This window comes from Lentibacillus persicus, from assembly GCF_900112705.1.
GTDB classification, from domain to species: domain Bacteria; phylum Bacillota; class Bacilli; order Bacillales; family Amphibacillaceae; genus Lentibacillus; species Lentibacillus persicus.
Window position 1 is genome coordinate 1 of the sequence record NZ_FOMR01000021.1, and the last position, 15,751, is coordinate 15,751.

26 protein-coding genes and 1 other annotated feature are annotated in these 15,751 nt (G+C 37.4%); of the genes, 6 read left to right on the forward strand and 20 right to left on the reverse strand.

Going from position 1 to position 15,751, the window contains the following annotated elements:
• Window positions 1-95 precede the first annotated feature (95 nt).
• The 19 genes from BMZ22_RS17045 to BMZ22_RS16650 all read right to left on the reverse strand — a co-directional run bounded on the left by BMZ22_RS17045 (window position 96) and on the right by BMZ22_RS16650 (window position 9,100).
• Window positions 96-266: a hypothetical protein gene (locus BMZ22_RS17045; RefSeq protein ID WP_177183416.1), complete on the reverse strand. Its 171-nt coding sequence runs from the start codon at window positions 264-266 to the stop codon at window positions 96-98.
• Between the two features lie 95 nt (window positions 267-361).
• The gene (locus tag BMZ22_RS16565) at window positions 362-1,111 is read right to left on the reverse strand and encodes a DUF5694 domain-containing protein (RefSeq protein ID WP_090087768.1); all 750 of its coding nucleotides are present in this window, start codon (window positions 1,109-1,111) and stop codon (window positions 362-364) included.
• A gap of 135 nt (window positions 1,112-1,246) precedes the next feature.
• The gene (locus tag BMZ22_RS17050) at window positions 1,247-1,423 is read right to left on the reverse strand and encodes a hypothetical protein (RefSeq protein WP_177183485.1); all 177 of its coding nucleotides are present in this window, start codon (window positions 1,421-1,423) and stop codon (window positions 1,247-1,249) included.
• A gap of 149 nt (window positions 1,424-1,572) precedes the next feature.
• On the reverse strand, window positions 1,573-2,061 hold the full coding sequence (locus BMZ22_RS16570; protein WP_245745535.1) for a GNAT family N-acetyltransferase: 489 nt from the start codon (window positions 2,059-2,061) through the stop codon (window positions 1,573-1,575).
• A 201-nt stretch (window positions 2,062-2,262) separates the two neighbouring features.
• Window positions 2,263-2,520 (reverse strand): hypothetical protein, encoded by a 258-nt coding sequence (locus BMZ22_RS16575; RefSeq protein WP_143070001.1) that lies wholly within the window; start codon window positions 2,518-2,520, stop codon window positions 2,263-2,265.
• Window positions 2,521-2,695: 175 nt separating this feature from the next.
• A complete protein-coding gene (locus tag BMZ22_RS16580; protein WP_090087773.1) occupies window positions 2,696-3,067 on the reverse strand; it encodes a hypothetical protein in 372 nt (123 codons plus the stop codon).
• The gene (locus BMZ22_RS16585; RefSeq protein ID WP_090087776.1) at window positions 3,046-3,345 is read right to left on the reverse strand and encodes a hypothetical protein; all 300 of its coding nucleotides are present in this window, start codon (window positions 3,343-3,345) and stop codon (window positions 3,046-3,048) included. Before BMZ22_RS16585 ends, BMZ22_RS16580 begins: the two co-directional genes overlap by 22 nt.
• A 298-nt stretch (window positions 3,346-3,643) precedes the next feature.
• On the reverse strand, window positions 3,644-3,979 hold the full coding sequence (locus BMZ22_RS16590) for a YolD-like family protein (RefSeq protein WP_177183486.1): 336 nt from the start codon (window positions 3,977-3,979) through the stop codon (window positions 3,644-3,646).
• An 86-nt stretch (window positions 3,980-4,065) separates the two neighbouring features.
• On the reverse strand, window positions 4,066-4,437 hold the full coding sequence (locus BMZ22_RS16595) for a Swt1 family HEPN domain-containing protein (RefSeq protein ID WP_090087781.1): 372 nt from the start codon (window positions 4,435-4,437) through the stop codon (window positions 4,066-4,068).
• Window positions 4,438-4,849: 412 nt separating this feature from the next.
• Window positions 4,850-5,332, reverse strand: coding sequence for an ArpU family phage packaging/lysis transcriptional regulator (locus BMZ22_RS16605; protein ID WP_090087786.1), 483 nt, complete (start codon window positions 5,330-5,332; stop codon window positions 4,850-4,852).
• A gap of 18 nt (window positions 5,333-5,350) precedes the next feature.
• Complete coding sequence (locus BMZ22_RS16610) at window positions 5,351-5,548, reverse strand: hypothetical protein (RefSeq protein ID WP_090087789.1); 198 nt, start codon at window positions 5,546-5,548, stop codon at window positions 5,351-5,353.
• Between the two features lie 2 nt (window positions 5,549-5,550).
• On the reverse strand, window positions 5,551-5,808 hold the full coding sequence (locus BMZ22_RS16615; RefSeq protein ID WP_090087791.1) for a hypothetical protein: 258 nt from the start codon (window positions 5,806-5,808) through the stop codon (window positions 5,551-5,553).
• A complete protein-coding gene (locus BMZ22_RS16620; RefSeq protein ID WP_090087794.1) occupies window positions 5,801-6,022 on the reverse strand; it encodes a hypothetical protein in 222 nt (73 codons plus the stop codon). The genes BMZ22_RS16615 and BMZ22_RS16620 overlap by 8 nt, the downstream gene beginning before the upstream one ends.
• 104 nt (window positions 6,023-6,126) lie before the next feature.
• The gene (locus BMZ22_RS16625; protein ID WP_090087797.1) at window positions 6,127-6,309 is read right to left on the reverse strand and encodes a hypothetical protein; all 183 of its coding nucleotides are present in this window, start codon (window positions 6,307-6,309) and stop codon (window positions 6,127-6,129) included.
• Between the two features lies 1 nt (window position 6,310).
• A complete protein-coding gene (locus BMZ22_RS16630; protein ID WP_090087799.1) occupies window positions 6,311-7,090 on the reverse strand; it encodes an ATP-binding protein in 780 nt (259 codons plus the stop codon).
• Window positions 7,091-7,102: 12 nt separating this feature from the next.
• Window positions 7,103-7,906: a phage replisome organizer N-terminal domain-containing protein gene (locus BMZ22_RS16635; protein WP_090087802.1), complete on the reverse strand. Its 804-nt coding sequence runs from the start codon at window positions 7,904-7,906 to the stop codon at window positions 7,103-7,105.
• Window positions 7,907-7,958: 52 nt separating this feature from the next.
• Window positions 7,959-8,474, reverse strand: coding sequence for a helix-turn-helix transcriptional regulator (locus BMZ22_RS16640; protein ID WP_090087804.1), 516 nt, complete (start codon window positions 8,472-8,474; stop codon window positions 7,959-7,961).
• 67 nt (window positions 8,475-8,541) lie between these two features.
• Window positions 8,542-8,865: a helix-turn-helix transcriptional regulator gene (locus tag BMZ22_RS16645; protein WP_090087806.1), complete on the reverse strand. Its 324-nt coding sequence runs from the start codon at window positions 8,863-8,865 to the stop codon at window positions 8,542-8,544.
• A 1-nt stretch (window position 8,866) separates the two neighbouring features.
• On the reverse strand, window positions 8,867-9,100 hold the full coding sequence (locus tag BMZ22_RS16650; RefSeq protein WP_090087808.1) for a helix-turn-helix transcriptional regulator: 234 nt from the start codon (window positions 9,098-9,100) through the stop codon (window positions 8,867-8,869).
• 147 nt (window positions 9,101-9,247) lie between these two features.
• On the opposite strand from BMZ22_RS16650, the gene BMZ22_RS16655 reads away from it, so the two are divergent.
• The 5 genes from BMZ22_RS16655 (at window position 9,248) to BMZ22_RS16675 (ending at window position 13,336) form a co-directional block, all read left to right on the forward strand.
• Entirely contained in the window at window positions 9,248-9,640 is a 393-nt protein-coding gene (locus tag BMZ22_RS16655; RefSeq protein WP_090087810.1) for a helix-turn-helix domain-containing protein, read from the forward strand.
• Between the two features lie 166 nt (window positions 9,641-9,806).
• Window positions 9,807-10,307: an ImmA/IrrE family metallo-endopeptidase gene (locus BMZ22_RS16660; protein ID WP_090087812.1), complete on the forward strand. Its 501-nt coding sequence runs from the start codon at window positions 9,807-9,809 to the stop codon at window positions 10,305-10,307.
• A gap of 79 nt (window positions 10,308-10,386) precedes the next feature.
• Complete coding sequence (locus BMZ22_RS16665; protein ID WP_143070003.1) at window positions 10,387-11,592, forward strand: site-specific integrase; 1,206 nt, start codon at window positions 10,387-10,389, stop codon at window positions 11,590-11,592.
• 164 nt (window positions 11,593-11,756) lie between these two features.
• Window positions 11,757-12,740 carry an oxygen-dependent tRNA uridine(34) hydroxylase TrhO gene (trhO, locus tag BMZ22_RS16670; protein ID WP_090087816.1) on the forward strand — a complete coding sequence of 328 codons (984 nt, stop codon included), beginning with the start codon at window positions 11,757-11,759 and terminating at the stop codon, window positions 12,738-12,740.
• Between the two features lie 116 nt (window positions 12,741-12,856).
• A complete protein-coding gene (locus tag BMZ22_RS16675; RefSeq protein ID WP_090087818.1) occupies window positions 12,857-13,336 on the forward strand; it encodes a glutathione peroxidase in 480 nt (159 codons plus the stop codon).
• 186 nt (window positions 13,337-13,522) lie between these two features.
• On the opposite strand, the gene proS is transcribed toward BMZ22_RS16675, so the two are convergent.
• The gene (gene proS / locus BMZ22_RS16680) at window positions 13,523-14,962 is read right to left on the reverse strand and encodes a proline--tRNA ligase (RefSeq protein WP_090087819.1); all 1,440 of its coding nucleotides are present in this window, start codon (window positions 14,960-14,962) and stop codon (window positions 13,523-13,525) included.
• Window positions 14,963-15,024: 62 nt separating this feature from the next.
• Window positions 15,025-15,248: a binding site (T-box leader), on the reverse strand.
• A gap of 274 nt (window positions 15,249-15,522) precedes the next feature.
• Here proS and BMZ22_RS16690 point away from each other — a divergent pair.
• A partial coding sequence (locus BMZ22_RS16690) for a transposase (RefSeq protein ID WP_177183475.1) occupies window positions 15,523-15,751 on the forward strand: 229 nt, incomplete at its 3' end.

Below are 15,751 nucleotides of genomic sequence, written 5' to 3' on the forward strand. Positions count from 1 at the left end.
AAACATCTTATTTTCTCGCGTTTCTTAAACAATCTGGCCCTACAATGCAAATTCGGGCGCAATTTTATTCCGTTCTTGCGCCCGATGATTGAACATCATTTATTAACTTTTTCCTCCAGTTTTCTTACTCTTTCTTCTAATTTTTCCTTGGAAGAATTTCTAGATTTCACATATTTAACGGTAAAAACGGCTCCAAAAATAATAGCTATAGTGATGATTAAGTTTAAAAATATAATTATTATAGGCATTAATTCTTGAATATTCAAAAATTCACCTCCTAAACCTTATTCCATTAATCGGCCCTTATAAGCAAAAGTGGCACAAGTCTTAATTCCGTTCTTGCGCCCGATGATGGGATAATTCAGTTTGTTAGATAATCTTGTGCTGTTTTCACATTGAAAATATTACTTTCTGTCAAAAACTGTTTTAGTAAATATAGGTGGCCTGCACCATACAACACAAAAATTCTATCGTCGCTGGACGAAACCAAGTCGGCAATGTTCTTATAGATGATCATATTTCGATAATACCAATACTGCGCTACCCACATAGGACCAGTTGGATTGCTTTGGGTACCCATTAAAGCAAGTTTCATATAAATCTCTTGGTTAGATTTGACATTTTCCTCAGCATTAAGCAAAAGCAAATAGTCCTTTATTGTATGGTTTTTAAAGTACTCTTCATACTTCAATGTTAACTGTTTTCCTTTTTCAATTGCATCGTCAAAAACGCTGGATGTGTTTGCCTCTGCCCAGACTCCTAAGTCAGGTACTCCGTCAACATTATCGTTCCAATCAACTGCAAAAAGTTCTCTCACCTTCATCTTTTCAGCTAATTGAAAACCAAATTGATGGCGTTCGTTCGATGTCAACTTAAAATTTCCATTCAAAAAGGACTGGTAATTTTCATTTAACTTTCTTTGGTCCTTAGTTAAGACTTCCAACGCAATTTTTGTTGGATTAAATTTTTTCAGACAATCTACAACGTGCCTGATTTCACTCTGTCTTTTTTCACTATGTAAATCTTCAGTCCGAGACATAAACATATCGCCATTATTCGGGTTGTCTAAATGATCAGTACCCAAAACAAATACAGTTGGTTTACTATTCACTTTGATCCCTCTTTGAACATTGATTATTTATTTACGTAAACTAATTGGCTTTTTCGTAAATTGGTGTTATACGCAAGACGGGCGATGAGCTTATTTCATTCTTGCGCCCGTTAATGAATTAGTTATAATTATTGTTTATGTATTATTATGTCTGTACCAATAAATGATTACATCAATGATTGCTCCAATTAAGGCGCCAACGGTGATTCCAAAAGCTAGATTATTAAAATATGCCGACCCAAGTGCAACACCTACTGCAGTGCCAATTGCTAAGAAAGTGCCTTTTCCTTTCCCACCAATCTTTTTACTCAAAAAACTTCCTCCCTAAATTTCAGCTTGAATTCAATATGCCTTATTCCACAAATTAGCCCTTATGTTCGGCTTAGGAGCTAATACTTATTCCTGATAAGCGCCCGTTTGCGGCACAGTCACTTTCTACTATTAGCTAACAAAAAATGATTTTAAATCTTCCTGGAGTGTCTCAGTTTAATATACGTTGGATACTCTTTTGGAACATTTTCGTATTGAAATTTGAAGCCTTTGGATTCGTAAAAGGGAATTCCTTTCATATTTCCTTTTTGAACGGATACCCATTGCTTTTTGGCACCATACTCCTCTTTTTGTTGTTTCGTAACAGCATCAAGTAATTTAGACCCAATTCCTTCATTTCGCCTTGCAGGGTCAACATATATTACAAATAATTCTCCGACTCCTACATCTATCATTCCTCCACCAGCAGCACCAACTACTTTTCCTTTTTCAACAGCTACAAAATATCCACCCCAGTCACGATTTGATTCGGTTACTTCTTTTAATATTCTTTCGTGATTATAAAAGTCCCTAATAACCCTTTCAATCCATTCATTTGAGTGAGTTTCTCCATATGTAGCCCAATAGCCCCTAATACACACATTTGAAATTCCTTCAACATGACCTTCGTTGGCCTTCATAACTTGTATCAGATAGGATTCTCCTTTCTCTCTTTGTATAATATCATTTCGGGGTAAATTATTATTAAATAAATTGGCTCTTATGTATGCTTCGAGCGCCAAATCTTATTACGGAATGGCGCCCTATTACGGAATAAGCAGTTTTATCTTGAAAAGATGGATGACCAAATAAAATGGATAGAAAAAGATTTGAATTGCTATTTACAAATTATCCCAAGGCATCTTAACAAAACGTTTGTTCATTTTCCCAGTGAGTCTGTCATATCCAATTAAACCCTCAAACTTTTCCCTAGAAAGACCCATTTCAATACGTTTTTTCTCTACCTTTCTTGTTACAAAGGCAAAATACAACCATACTATTCCCGAAATAAACAAATAAATAAACAGCAAGGCACTCCCCATAACAAGAAAATTTTCAAACCCTCGAATAATCATTGCTATAAACCATATTCCAATCATTACGTACAACCCCGTTAGAAAAAGCTTGGATGACTTTTGCTTAAACAGGTAATACGTATACATCGCCTGAAGCTTCTGAAGTTCACGGTTTGACAAACCCATATGAAACACCCTTTTATCATTTCTTATGTAATTCTATCATTACCATACTCAAAAAACCTCTTAGTTATTTCCTTTAATGCATTTGCTGCAGAATCCAAAAGAAGATTCCAAAGCCTACAAGAAAAATGATAGTACGTTGGAAGGCTACCATGGATACCTCGCCTACTTTTCGTACAAAGGTGGCAAACGCCCAAGTTAAAAGAAGTATTCCGGCAATGACAACCATGATCACCTGATATGTTACACTTGGAAAGGTGGCCTGCCATCCTCCATCTGGTAATGGTTCAAGTGGAAGAGCTATTATATTGTATACAAATAACAACATCGCCAGCGAAAAACTTCCTATTTGTATTTTCTTCCAGAGTTTATCGTTCAAACCATCACCTTCTTTAAGAGCATTTTTACAATTGGAATTTTCATTAATTAGATAAGCTGTAAAATCCAAAAGAATATTCCAAATCCTACAAGAAATAAAATTGTACTTTGAACTGCTTTAACGGAAACTTCACCTTGTCTTCTTACATAAGTAGCAAACACCCAGGTAAGTGTAAGCAATACAACAAGACTAAATCCAACTACCTGATATGTTACACTTGGAAAAGTTACATGCCAGCCACCGCCAGGTTTTGGTGTGCGGGGCAGGGTTGCTATCGAATAAACACCTATTAGTATTAACAGTGAGAAACTCCCAAATTGTATTATTTTCCAGAGCTTGTCGTTCAAACAAATCATCCCTTTTTATCATTTCAAAAAAATAACCAAGTAATAGTAGACTTGTGAATTACTAGCCTACAGAAATAAATAAAACAATACAACAATACAACAAATATAACTTTAACGCGTAAAAAGCCTTTTCTCTATTCAACAATCTGGCCCGTTAATTGAACAGGCTAAATGATTTCTTTTAGCTGGACAAGGACTGTTGTTGGAAGAAACTTGAAAGAAAATTCAATATCAATACTAACATAAAATTTGAAATACTTGGGCAAAACAAAAACGTTAAGTGTTGTTTCTCATTACATTAATCAATCCGCACTTCCAAAACATCATCAAACGAAACAGTCGTATTTTCGCCGTTGTCAAATTTCAAAGTGTTAGCCAGTGTATCGGCTACCAACAACTTCCCCTTTATTTTTCGAGAGTCATGTGAATTATGATCGTAATATTCAACCTCAACTGTAAGATCGTTTTGTAAGGCAAGTTGTAACCTAGTATTGAGTTCAAACTGCTCTTGTTCATCGAGAATCGGCTTCTGTTTATATTCTTGTTCTTGCCACATTTGCTGCAGCATCTCTTCATGTTCCGGCATCATCATAGCTGTCCACTTTTTTGTTCCTCTATCATTGACTTCACTCATTTTAAAAACCTCCATAACACAAACGTTTGTTCGTATTATAACATAAAAAAATAAAGTGTAGACAATGAATTTAATTAAGAATAATATTACGTGGACAATTTCAGTAATACTTGCTCCATAACCATTTTATGAACTCTTTGCAGTAAAACCATTTCTTTATCGCTAATATCCTGGGAATGTGCCACTTTATTCCTTATCTCAACTGTCTGTGTCAATTCATAATAAATAGTATCGGTGGTTTCAACAAAACAGGGGTAACCTCTCAACATTGATACGAGTTCATGAAAATGAAAAGTGTTATAGTTTTTATTATAAGGCTTATATTTCATCACTAGTGGACCTTCAATAAACCAACCAACTCCATATTCTTTTTGCATGGTTTGCTCAATGTATCGTCTCAAACAATTCTCTATTTCATACACTAATCCATAAGCTTGCTTCATGAATTCAGTTTGCATACAAATTTCCCCTTGTGATTCCCCTATAAGAGTAAATTTCGACATAAAATATTAAAATCCTTTTGCGTGAACGAATTTCTTATTAAAATTTGTCTTATTTTTTCCTAACCTAGAACACCCTTTCAGACAATCAAGTCCAAAAGGGTGATCAACACCTTTTCTATAGAATTTAAACTATACGCATGAGATTATAGTTTCGCGCATGTCATTAGGAAAATAATAATAAATGGAATACCCAAGACCCATAACCAAAACTCTGCGGAATAAACCGTGTTCAAATAAATCTCGGTATGCATAAACCATTGTAGGACTGCCAAAAAGACAATGCCACAGAATGTTGAAAAAGCAACAAATAACATTACGAATAATATGATAAGCAATGATTTTTTGATTGAATGAGCAACTGACAACATCAAGAAAATCCCCTTTCAGCAAATACACCGTATAGATGACGTCCGAGTATTTCCAATGCTTCTTTCTTGATTTCATAATACCTTGTTTTGCCGACAAATAGCTGCGGATAAATAACCTCATCACTATATCGAGAACCGTCATTCCGTCTACGCAAATATTTCAATTCAATCAACTTTTGTTCAATTGGACTTAATGAATCAATGGTTGAATGCAGTATTTCTAACCATTCAGATGCTTGTATTGTTTTTAGAGCATACATTTCCGTCTTGCTTTTTTTGAAATTGCTGGAACCCTGTGGCATATCGGATATAGAAGAAATAATGCTTGGTACTTTTGTTTCGTTAGCCATTGCTTTAATTTTAAAATACCGGTTTAACCAGTTCTTTTCAGCATGCTCGATATAGAAATTCTGTTCGTCTTTTAAAATCTCTTCAATTTCTTCTTGTGTGAACATGTGCTCAACATCCGTGCTGAATTGCATGAAATGATTCACCCTTTCTTACACCTTAGATATTGATGATTTATTTGAATTCCCATAATCATGCTTAGCCAATGAATGTAATGCCCATGATATCCGTTGAAAATACATTGAGGCGTGTTCCAAATCGTCTTGTTCGACAGCTTCCAAAGCTTTAGCCAAGTTCATATCATAATAATTCCATTCTTGTTCCATATACGCTTGAACAACTTGCGACATCTTTATATCCCCCTTAATAAGCTGTTATTTATAATCTTACTGACACAATCATATAAATCCTCTTTATTTGAATAGCATTCATGATCCGATTCAGAAGCCAATTCGTATAGGCCATGCTGATTTTTTGTGAGTGTCACGTTTATATCTGGAATATACTCGGAGTACCCTTGTTGCATATGGCAAATGACATTGTATAGAGGATCACACCCTTTTCCCAGGTATTCATAAACGTTTAATTGCTGTATCATTTGCTCACTCATTGTCATCTTCCTTACATGTCGTTACACGTTCCACCGTTGGATTCATAATTGTATGCCTTAACGTCCCTATCAACATTTCTTCTTCACTGTTCCGGCCATGTAACGTCTGCAGCCATAAACGATACATCGTTAATGCCTCGGAAATAAGATGGGCTTCAGAATAACCAGCTTCAATCACGATCTTTCTCTCTCCGATTCTATTAATGACTTGCATATTATTAGTCCTCCTCAGTCAAGGCCATCTATTAAACGTTGTCGCATATTAACTAACAATGGTATAATGAGAGATATCTTAATGAAAATCAGAAAGGTGGATATTTAGGCGTATCGTTGCTTTCTGTTTTCCAGTTCATTAAGGTATTTTCTTGTTTCAGCTGCCGTTGGTACATATTTGTCACCAACGGAGCTTTTATGCTCCATCCATTCTCGCCACTTTCTGTCGGTCTCCACTTGACTATCCTTCGGATCAAACACCATCACACTTTTCATACCTTGCCACATATTAAAACGCCCTCCTTCTATAATCTGAGCCATTTATAACAATAACGTTTGTATTATCCATCATTCTTGAGAAGTTCCGTTCACTCACCCGTTCTTTAAGTTCATTACTGCTTAAATTGGTCGTATAAACGGTTGCCTTGCCCGACCGATCATCCAGTATTTCGAATAGTTTAGATGTGGACCATTCTGTTCGTTGTTCGGCGCCAATATCATCAAGCACTAGTAAATCCACTCGTTGAATAATGTTTAACAGTTCTTCTTCTGTAACGCCTTTTGTATTGTAGGTCCCCTTGACTTTAGTAAGCAGTTTGGGAAGGGAGAGAAACAAGCATTCATACTCTCTTGTCATCAACGCTTTGGTTATGGAAACCGATAGATGACTTTTGCCTGTTCCATAATCGCCTGTCAATAAAAGGTTCTGTTTTCGATCAAATGAGTGACTATACGCCAGTGCCTTGTCTTTAGCCCGTTTTAAGTTGCTGTCATATGCATCAAAGTTATCGAAGGTTGCTTCTTTTAACGACTCATTTATCAATGAATAATAATTAAATCGATCCATCCGGTTACGATGTTTGAGCTGATTGTATTTTTGCTTAGCTGCCTTTGCCAGCTTGATATCTTCACATCTGCATCCGTAATTGGCTATAACGCGCTCCCCTTCACGCGGTCCAGAAGGGATAATTAATTCTGTTTGTGTTACATGCTGGTTGCAACCATCACACACAAACGTTTGAAGCAGTTTTTGTTCCGGACTTTTTATACGCTGTTTAATACTCTCCATCAGGAAATCCTCCTAAAACCCATAATGATAACCATCATTCGCAGCGGATTGCTTCTTCTTTTCCTTTTTGTTGTTTTCGATTTCTTCCAACGTCAATAACGATTGATTTTCCCAGTTTCGTAGAATCCCCTCAACGTAATTTAATTGTCTTTTATTATTGGCACAGGCTATCTCCATTGCCTTAACAATGATTTTTTCTGGCTGTGTAAATGAAGAATCATCCAACCACGACAACAACTGGTTTTTTCCTTGAATGTTATTTAACCCGAATCCGTTACTATCCCAAAATTGAATAATTGCTGAGGTCTGTGGTTGTTCTTGTTCTTTGTCTTCTTTCTTCTTTCTTCTCTCTTGTTCTTGTTCTTCTTCTGTACCGTCATGTGACGTCACGCTAACATCACGTGATGTTTTATTGAGTAACTTTTGCTGTTTCTTCCGTTCTCGATACCTTTTGTTGCGCTCTGCATTCAACTTTTTCGCACGTTCCATTCCCTCAATATTTTGGTGTTTTTCCCAATTGTTAATGTAAATAAATGAATCTTCATCTATATCAATCATTCCGAAGTCTCTTAAAGTTTTTAATGCAAGTCGTACAGTATTAACTGGTCTACCGAATATCGTAGCAAGCATTTCCTCCGTGTATGGAATATTTTCATTAAGATAAATATAGCCATTTGCATTGGTCTTTCCTGCTTGTGCCAGAAGTTTTACCCAGATTATTAAAATTGTATCTGCTTCTGGCATTTGTTCTATCAATTTTATTTTTTCATCCTCAAACATAGAAATATCTAACTTTATCCATTTTAGTTCTCGCATTGTTGCCCCCCCTTTTCATTTTTTGGAAGGTATTCCTAACCAAAAGAGAATATTAATTAATCCACCCCTTCTTCTTCCAAGTTTGTAACCTACTGTCCATGCATTCTTGAACAGAAATGTTATATTCCTGTTCCAAGCAAGTTAGAAATGAGTCAACAATCATTTGTATATCCAACAATTCTTTAGCTCTTTCCCTGACTCCCTCCAATTCTTTATCGCCAACAAATTCAGGTGGCTGCACAAGACTAAATTTTTCAAAGCGTTCAATAGTTTCTGTTACTTGGTTTACAAAGACATGTTGCAATGCTAACCTATGCCATTCAATTGCTTCACCACTCATTATAAGGGGAGCAATGTAACCCTCTGCAGTTTCCCGTGCAACTTCAAACCCATATTGTGCATCACTTAACACGCTAACACTTTGCTTTGCTAGATCCTCCGTCATACTCCTTCTATCATTTTCTAAATGCGATACCAGTTGTTTACTAACATGAATTATATTTGCAATATTTTCCTGGCTATACTCCTTTCTTTCTCTAACCTTTTTAAGGGACTTACCTATTTTCATGTTTTCTCTCCTCATTTTTGTATATATTTGATTTGCTTTTAATACACGAAATCTCGTTATGGTAGATTTACAAACTAACTATTTTTCTTTCGGAAGCAATATCATTTGTGATACTGATATGATCTTTAATCCAACTGATGACTTCATCCTTTGGGTATAGAACACGATCGCCGATATTAATTTTTGGAAAGTCAGACCTTCTAACGATATGCGCATCTAATGTTTGTGTACTCACATTGAATACTTGTTTTGCCAATTGAGATTTACTTAGCAAATATGGGAACTCATTCAATTGATCCCGGTCTTGCTGAGCTTTTTCAGCAATTTGGTATATCATGTCGTACATCTTATTTTCAAATTCTGGCTGGGGTTTTAGCGTCGTTTCAAACAATTCAAACAACCTCCTCTTTTATCTTGGACATTATGTCCAGACTTTGATCAAAAAAAAGTTCATCAACTGTATGATTAAGTACATCTGCAATTCTTTTAGCTAGATCAATACCAGGGTTCCTTTTACCTTGTTCAATTTTGTAGTAATAGGATGTAGATATGCCTACACTATTAGCGATTTCTACCACATCTTTATAGCCTTGATTTAACCTAATATTTCTTAAATTTGTTCGCATCTTCACACCTCCTTTTTGGACGTATTGTCTAACTAATTACATTGTAATGGACGTTACGTACAATGTCAACAACTTTTGCCCATTTTGTCCAAACATATTTTATTTATTGGACAAATAGTATAAAATATATTTATCGGAGGTCTCATTATGAAATTTAGTGATAGACTAAAAAATCTTAGAAACAGTAATAATATGAGCAGAGAGGAATTAGCGAGTAAAGTTGAGGTTTCGTATTCAACTATTGCTAAATATGAAAGTGGTACTCGCGAGCCTGATTTCTCCACTTTAGATAAATTATCAAGTTTTTTTGATGTTGATACCGACTACCTTTTAGGACGGACTGATACACCAAAGTCATCGAAAGAATTTGACTCTTTAGCTGAAATTAAAAAAATAGTGGATGAATATGGAATAGAAGACATGTTTTTCCATAATATTGATGATTGGAAAAACCTCACTCCTGAAGATGTTGAAGAACTGCGCAATCACTTTGAATATATTACTTATAAAGCTAGAAAAAGAAATGAGAAAAAAAAATGATAAATAAAATTGGTCTATAAAGGGGACAAAAATAAGACAGATTGATATCAGTAAGCGACTTCTTCGTTGTTTAATCTTTCATTATTAATAATATAGGTGTACAAACAATTGTACATCCTTTTTTATACAATTTAACAGAACATATGTTCTCAATTAGGAGGATGTTATGAATTACGTATCAACTTTAATAGAGGACACAGTGGAAGAATTGTATTTGAAAATGGGGATAGTGGACCCAGACCATTCGATTGAGGATATCGCTCAAAGGCTTGGCATTCAATTATATTATTTTCGCAAACCACCTTTTGTCTCTCGTGGGTGTATATATTTAGATCCCGCAATACCATTAGAAAAAAGAAAAGAAGTGTTTTCGCATGAATTAGCTCACATACTTTATCATTCAGGAGTACAGCTATTCATGACAGAATCATTTCGGCTATTGCAAGAGTCACAAGCCGATAACTTTGCGCTGCATTTTGCCGTCCCCACTTTTATGTTACGAGAACTAGTGTTAAGTGAAAGGAATCAAGCAATTACTTCGATTGCTTCAACATTTCATGTCACACACAACTTTGCTGCTAAGCGATTGAATCATTACGAAAAGCAAATTGAGGGATTAATTCTACGCGAAAAAATAAATAGCAAAATGGAAAATTATTATAGATAATTTTAATTAAACAAAATGTATTCATTTAATAGTCCAAAAATACAACTGTTATTTATATCATTTGAGTGAGGTGATAAACTTGGCTTCATTCCGAAAACGAGGAAAAACGTGGCAGTATACCGTTGAGATAGGCATCGATCCTGTAACGGGAAAGCGCAAACAACAAACCAGAGGTGGTTTCAAAACAAAAAAAGCTGCACAACTTGCTGCAGCTGAAATAGACAAAAAAGTAAATGAAGGCACTTTTGTTGAAGAATCTAATATAACCTTTGGCGAGTTTGTTCCAATTTGGTTTAAATACTATTCTAAATATGTAAGAGGAGAAACACTTCAAAGCAGAGAAACATCAGTCAAAAAATTGAATGAACATTTCAAGTTCGCTATGATGAGAAAAATAACTAAACCATATTACGTTGATACTTTACATGAATTGTACAATGAAGGATTGGCCGCAAATACAATTAAGTCTATTCACTCTACGGCCAGTTTAATTTTTAAATTCGCGTGTTATGAAAGAAAGGTCATTAAAACTAACCCAACGGAAAACGTGGATATGAGGTTTTTGCAGTCTGACAGTCCGATCGAAAATGATGGTCCTTTGAAAGATGAAGAAAAATTTCTCGAAAAAGAAGATTTGGCTACCTTTCTACAAACAGCCAAGTCCAGATATCCTTACCATCCACAGGACTATATTATATTCTTAATGTTGGCATATACAGGTTTAAGACGTGGTGAATTGGCGGTGTTAAAATGGAACGATATTGATTTTGAAGATCAAACCGTGTCAATAACTAAAACTTTTAACTACGGTAACACTAAAGCAGGTAATGATGTGAAATTAGGCCCACCTAAAACACCAGAATCCGAACGAATCATTGATATAGATGAATTTGTGCTTACCCAATTGAAAAAACATCGATCTTGGCAAAACCAATTTCTAATGGAAAACAGAAAGCAATATAAGGACCAGGGATTTATTTTTATAAATACTAATAGTCATCCTGGCTATCCGATATCACCTCAGGTAATATATGAACATATGCGAACCATTTTAAAAAAAATGAAACACCCGATAAAATTAAGCCCACATTCAATGCGCCATACTCACGCTTCATTATGTATTGAAGCTGGTATACCTTTGCGGGATATTGCTGAACGTCTAGGTCATAGGGAAATAAAAACACTTGAAAAAATATATGCACATACAACTAAAGGCCAAAAGAAAAAAACAGCTAAAAAGTTTAATCAGCTGATGACAAAAGTAAGGGAAGAAACACCATTTTAGAATAAATGTAGACAAAATGTTGACAAATGACATTTTTTAATTAATTCTAGAAAACTGGAAGTGAACCGAAACACGTGATATAATAACGTTTTGTTAGGATTAATAAGGTATAAATATCGATTTACATTTATATCTTGCAAATATAAATGGTAGGTGGTATTACAATGAAAAATAAACAAGCATATCAGGTGCTGCTTTATTATAAGTTTGTTCCGATTGATGATCCGGAGGCGTTCGCAGAGGAACACCTTGCCTTCTGTCAGGAACTCGGACTTAAAGGACGCATTCTCGTTGCACACGAAGGACTGAACGGAACTGTTTCCGGCACAGTCGAACAGACAGAAAAGTATATGGAAGCAATGCACCAGGACCCGCGCTTTGCTGACATGACGTTCAAAATTGATCAGCATGACGGCCATGCGTTCAAGAAAATGCATGTGCGGCACCGTTCCGAAATTGTCAGCCTTAAACTCAATGAAGATGAGGATGTCAGTCCACTTGAGAAAACAGCGAAATTCCTTTCACCCAAAGAGTTTTATGAAGCAATGCAGGATGAAGAAACGGTCATTCTGGATGCACGGAATGATTATGAATATGACCTTGGTCACTTTCGCGGCGCAATCCGGCCGGACATCGAAGCATTCCGTGAACTCCCGGACTGGATCCGCGAAAATAAAGACCAGCTGAAAGGTAAAAAAGTGCTGACCTACTGCACAGGCGGCATCCGTTGTGAGAAGTTCTCCGGCTGGCTGATGGAAGAAGGCGTTGAAGATGTCAATCAGCTCGACGGCGGAATTGTCACATATGGAAAAGACCCTGAAGTACAGGGGGAACTCTGGGACGGAAAGTGTTATGTATTTGACGAACGCATCTCCGTTCCGGTTAATCAAAAAGAACACGTTGTGGTCGGAAGAGATTATTTTGACGGCCAACCATGTGAACGGTATGTCAACTGTGCCAATCCGCCATGCAATAAACAAATTATTTGTTCAGAAGAAAATGAGCATAAATATATGCGCGGCTGCACCCATGAATGCCGCACCAGCCGGGAAAACTTGTACGTCCGCGAACACAATTTATCGCAGGATGAAATCAACCGGAGACTGGCCATTATTGAAGAAGAAACCCGGACAAAACAGGAAGCTTAATGTATCAAGATCATCCATTCAAAAAATAATGGATGGTCTTTTTTAAATTGTTAGACAATTCTTTTGACAATAATTGGATGCATTGGTATTCTTTACTGTAAAAGGGGGCGATTTCAATTAGCTTATATGATTTCTCCGCAAAAACAATAGATGGAGACGAAAAATCGCTGCATGATTACAAAGGGGAGGTACTGTTGATCGTCAATACTGCCAGTGAGTGCGGGTTTACACCGCAATTTGACGGGCTGGAGAAGCTTTACGCTTCATATAAAGATGAAGGATTTACTGTACTCGGCTTTCCGTGTAACCAGTTTAACAATCAGGACCCTGGATCAGATGAAGATATCGAAGTCTTTTGTCGGAGGAATTTTGGGGTAACCTTTCCGATGTTCAGCAAGATTGATGTAAAAGGCGATAACGCACATCCATTATTTGTGTATTTAACCGAACAAGCAAAAGGTGTGATGACGAAACAAATAAAGTGGAATTTTACTAAGTTTTTAATTGATCGAAATGGAAACGTTATCAACCGTTACGCACCGCAAACAAAGCCGGAAAGTATTGAAAAGGATATTGAAAAAGCGTTGCAAAGCTGAAATGCTGTGCAACCGTTTGACTGGGACAGCATCTTTTTGTCCTGGTTGGGCTTTCCGGAACATAGTTGGGCTTTCCGGAACATAGTTGGGCTTTCCGGAACATAGTTGGGCTTTCCGGAACATAGTTGGGCTTTCCGGAACATGAAAAAAATCGGGCGGCTGTAAACAGCGCCCGATTTTTTCAACTTAATAAGCTCTTGCCCAGTAAACCATCTCTTTTGCTTCTCTGCCGCAGTATACACAGGAATCCGAAATCTTTTCCTGTTCAAACGGAATACAGCGGGATGTGGCAGATGTTTCGTCCTTGATCTTTTCCTCACACCCTGCATCGCCGCACCACATGGCTTTGATAAAGCCAGGATTCTCTTCCAACGCTTTTTTGAATGCATCCATATCAACTGCCGTTGTGGTTGCTTCGTTGCGATGTTCCAGTGCTTTATCATACAAATTCTGCTGCACTTCTTCCAAGAGAGCCGGCAGCCGCTCCTCCAGTTCAGTCAACGGTACAAATTCTTTTTCTCCCGTATCCCGGCGGACCAGCACCACTTGATCGTTCTCAATATCTTTTGGCCCCATCTCAATTCGAACCGGGATTCCCTTCATTTCATACTCGTTAAATTTCCAGCCCGGCTTCTTATCGCTGCCATCAATATCGACACGCACCAGATCCTGCAGACGATCTCGAAGATCATAAGCCTTGTCCAGCACACCCTCTTTATGCTGGGCAACCGGCACAATCATCGCCTGGGTCGGTGCGATTCGCGGCGGGATCACCAAACCCCGGTTATCGCCATGTACCATGATGAGCGCGCCCATAATACGTGTGGACATACCCCACGATGTTTGATGGATCGGTTTTTGATCACCATTTTCATCGAGATAGTTAATATCGAACGCTTCAGCAAAGCCTGTTCCAAAATAATGCGATGTTCCGGATTGCAAAGCTTTTCCATCGTGCATCAGACTTTCAATTGTCAAAGTATAGTTCGCCCCGGCAAATTTCTCACTCTCAGTCTTTTTACCATGCAAAACAGGTATAGCCAAATAATCCTCGGCAACATCTGCGTAAATCTGCAGCATGCGCGCTGTTTCTTCTTCGGCATCTTCACGTGTCGCGTGTGCTGTGTGCCCTTCCTGCCACAAAAATTCAAGTGAGCGCAAAAATGGACGGGTTGTTTTTTCCCAGCGGACAACATTGCTCCACTGGTTATACAACTTCGGCAAGTCACGGTATGAATGGATATTTTTAGAGTAGTATTCGCCGAAAAGAACTTCTGATGTCGGGCGGACACAAATCCGCTCGGCCAGTTCTTCTTCACCGCCGTGTGTCACCCAGGCCACTTCCGGTGCAAAACCTTCAATATGGTCTTTTTCCTTTTGCAGCATGCTCTCTGGTATAAATAACGGAAAGTAAACATTTGAGTGGCCGGTTTCTTTGAATCTTTTATCCAGTTCGTCACGAATATTTTCCCAAATGCCAAAACCGTATGGCTTAATAATCATCGTTCCGCGGACGCTTCCATAATCAACCAGCTCCGCTTGTTTAACAACGTCGGTATACCACTGAGCAAAATCGTCCTCCATGGCGGTTATTTTTTCAACGAATTGCTTGTTGTTTTTACCCAATAAAGACACTCCTTAAATAGAATATGGAAGAATTAACTTATAAAAAAATCCTCCGTCCAGAAAAAAGGGACCGAGGTTTGTGGTGGTACCACCCTTGTTTGCAGCTCCGTAATCAAGCTGCACACTTGGTATCTTAACGGTTTAAAACCGCGCACATCTTTCGGTAAAAAACCTTTCGACGGCGAACTCAAAGGCAGGTTCACGTTTGGGTCCATGGAAATTTCCACCAGGCATTTCCTCTCTATTAAAGACCGCAAACGGTACTATCCCTTATCAGCGTTTCATCTATTATATTTTTTAATATAAATGGATGTTTGTTTAAAGTCAAGCCCAAGCCGCACAGAGGAAAATTTATCTGCGGAAGATGGAGTTTATCTGCGGAAGATGGAGTTTATCTGCGGAAGATGGAGTTTATCTGCGGAAGATGGAGTTTATCTGCGGAAGATGGAGTTTATCTGATAAAGTCCATATAATTGTGTAAAAAGGAATCAAAAAAAGGGTCAAATTAATCCCCCATGTTACAATGTTTTCAACCGAGAAAAAAAGTAGGAGGGATTAAAATGACCCAAATCCAGTTTACCCTAAATATGGATAAATTAAAAGATTCCATTATGAATTCCAATATCGAAGCAGTTACCAAATCAACCATCGTATTGATTCTAAACGAGTACATGGAAAAGGAGCGTGATGAATACTTAAATAATAAGCCTTACGAGCGCGGGACAGGCTCCCGGGATTATCGAAACGGTTATTATACTCGTTCCTTAATGCTTGAGGTTGGCAAGGTAG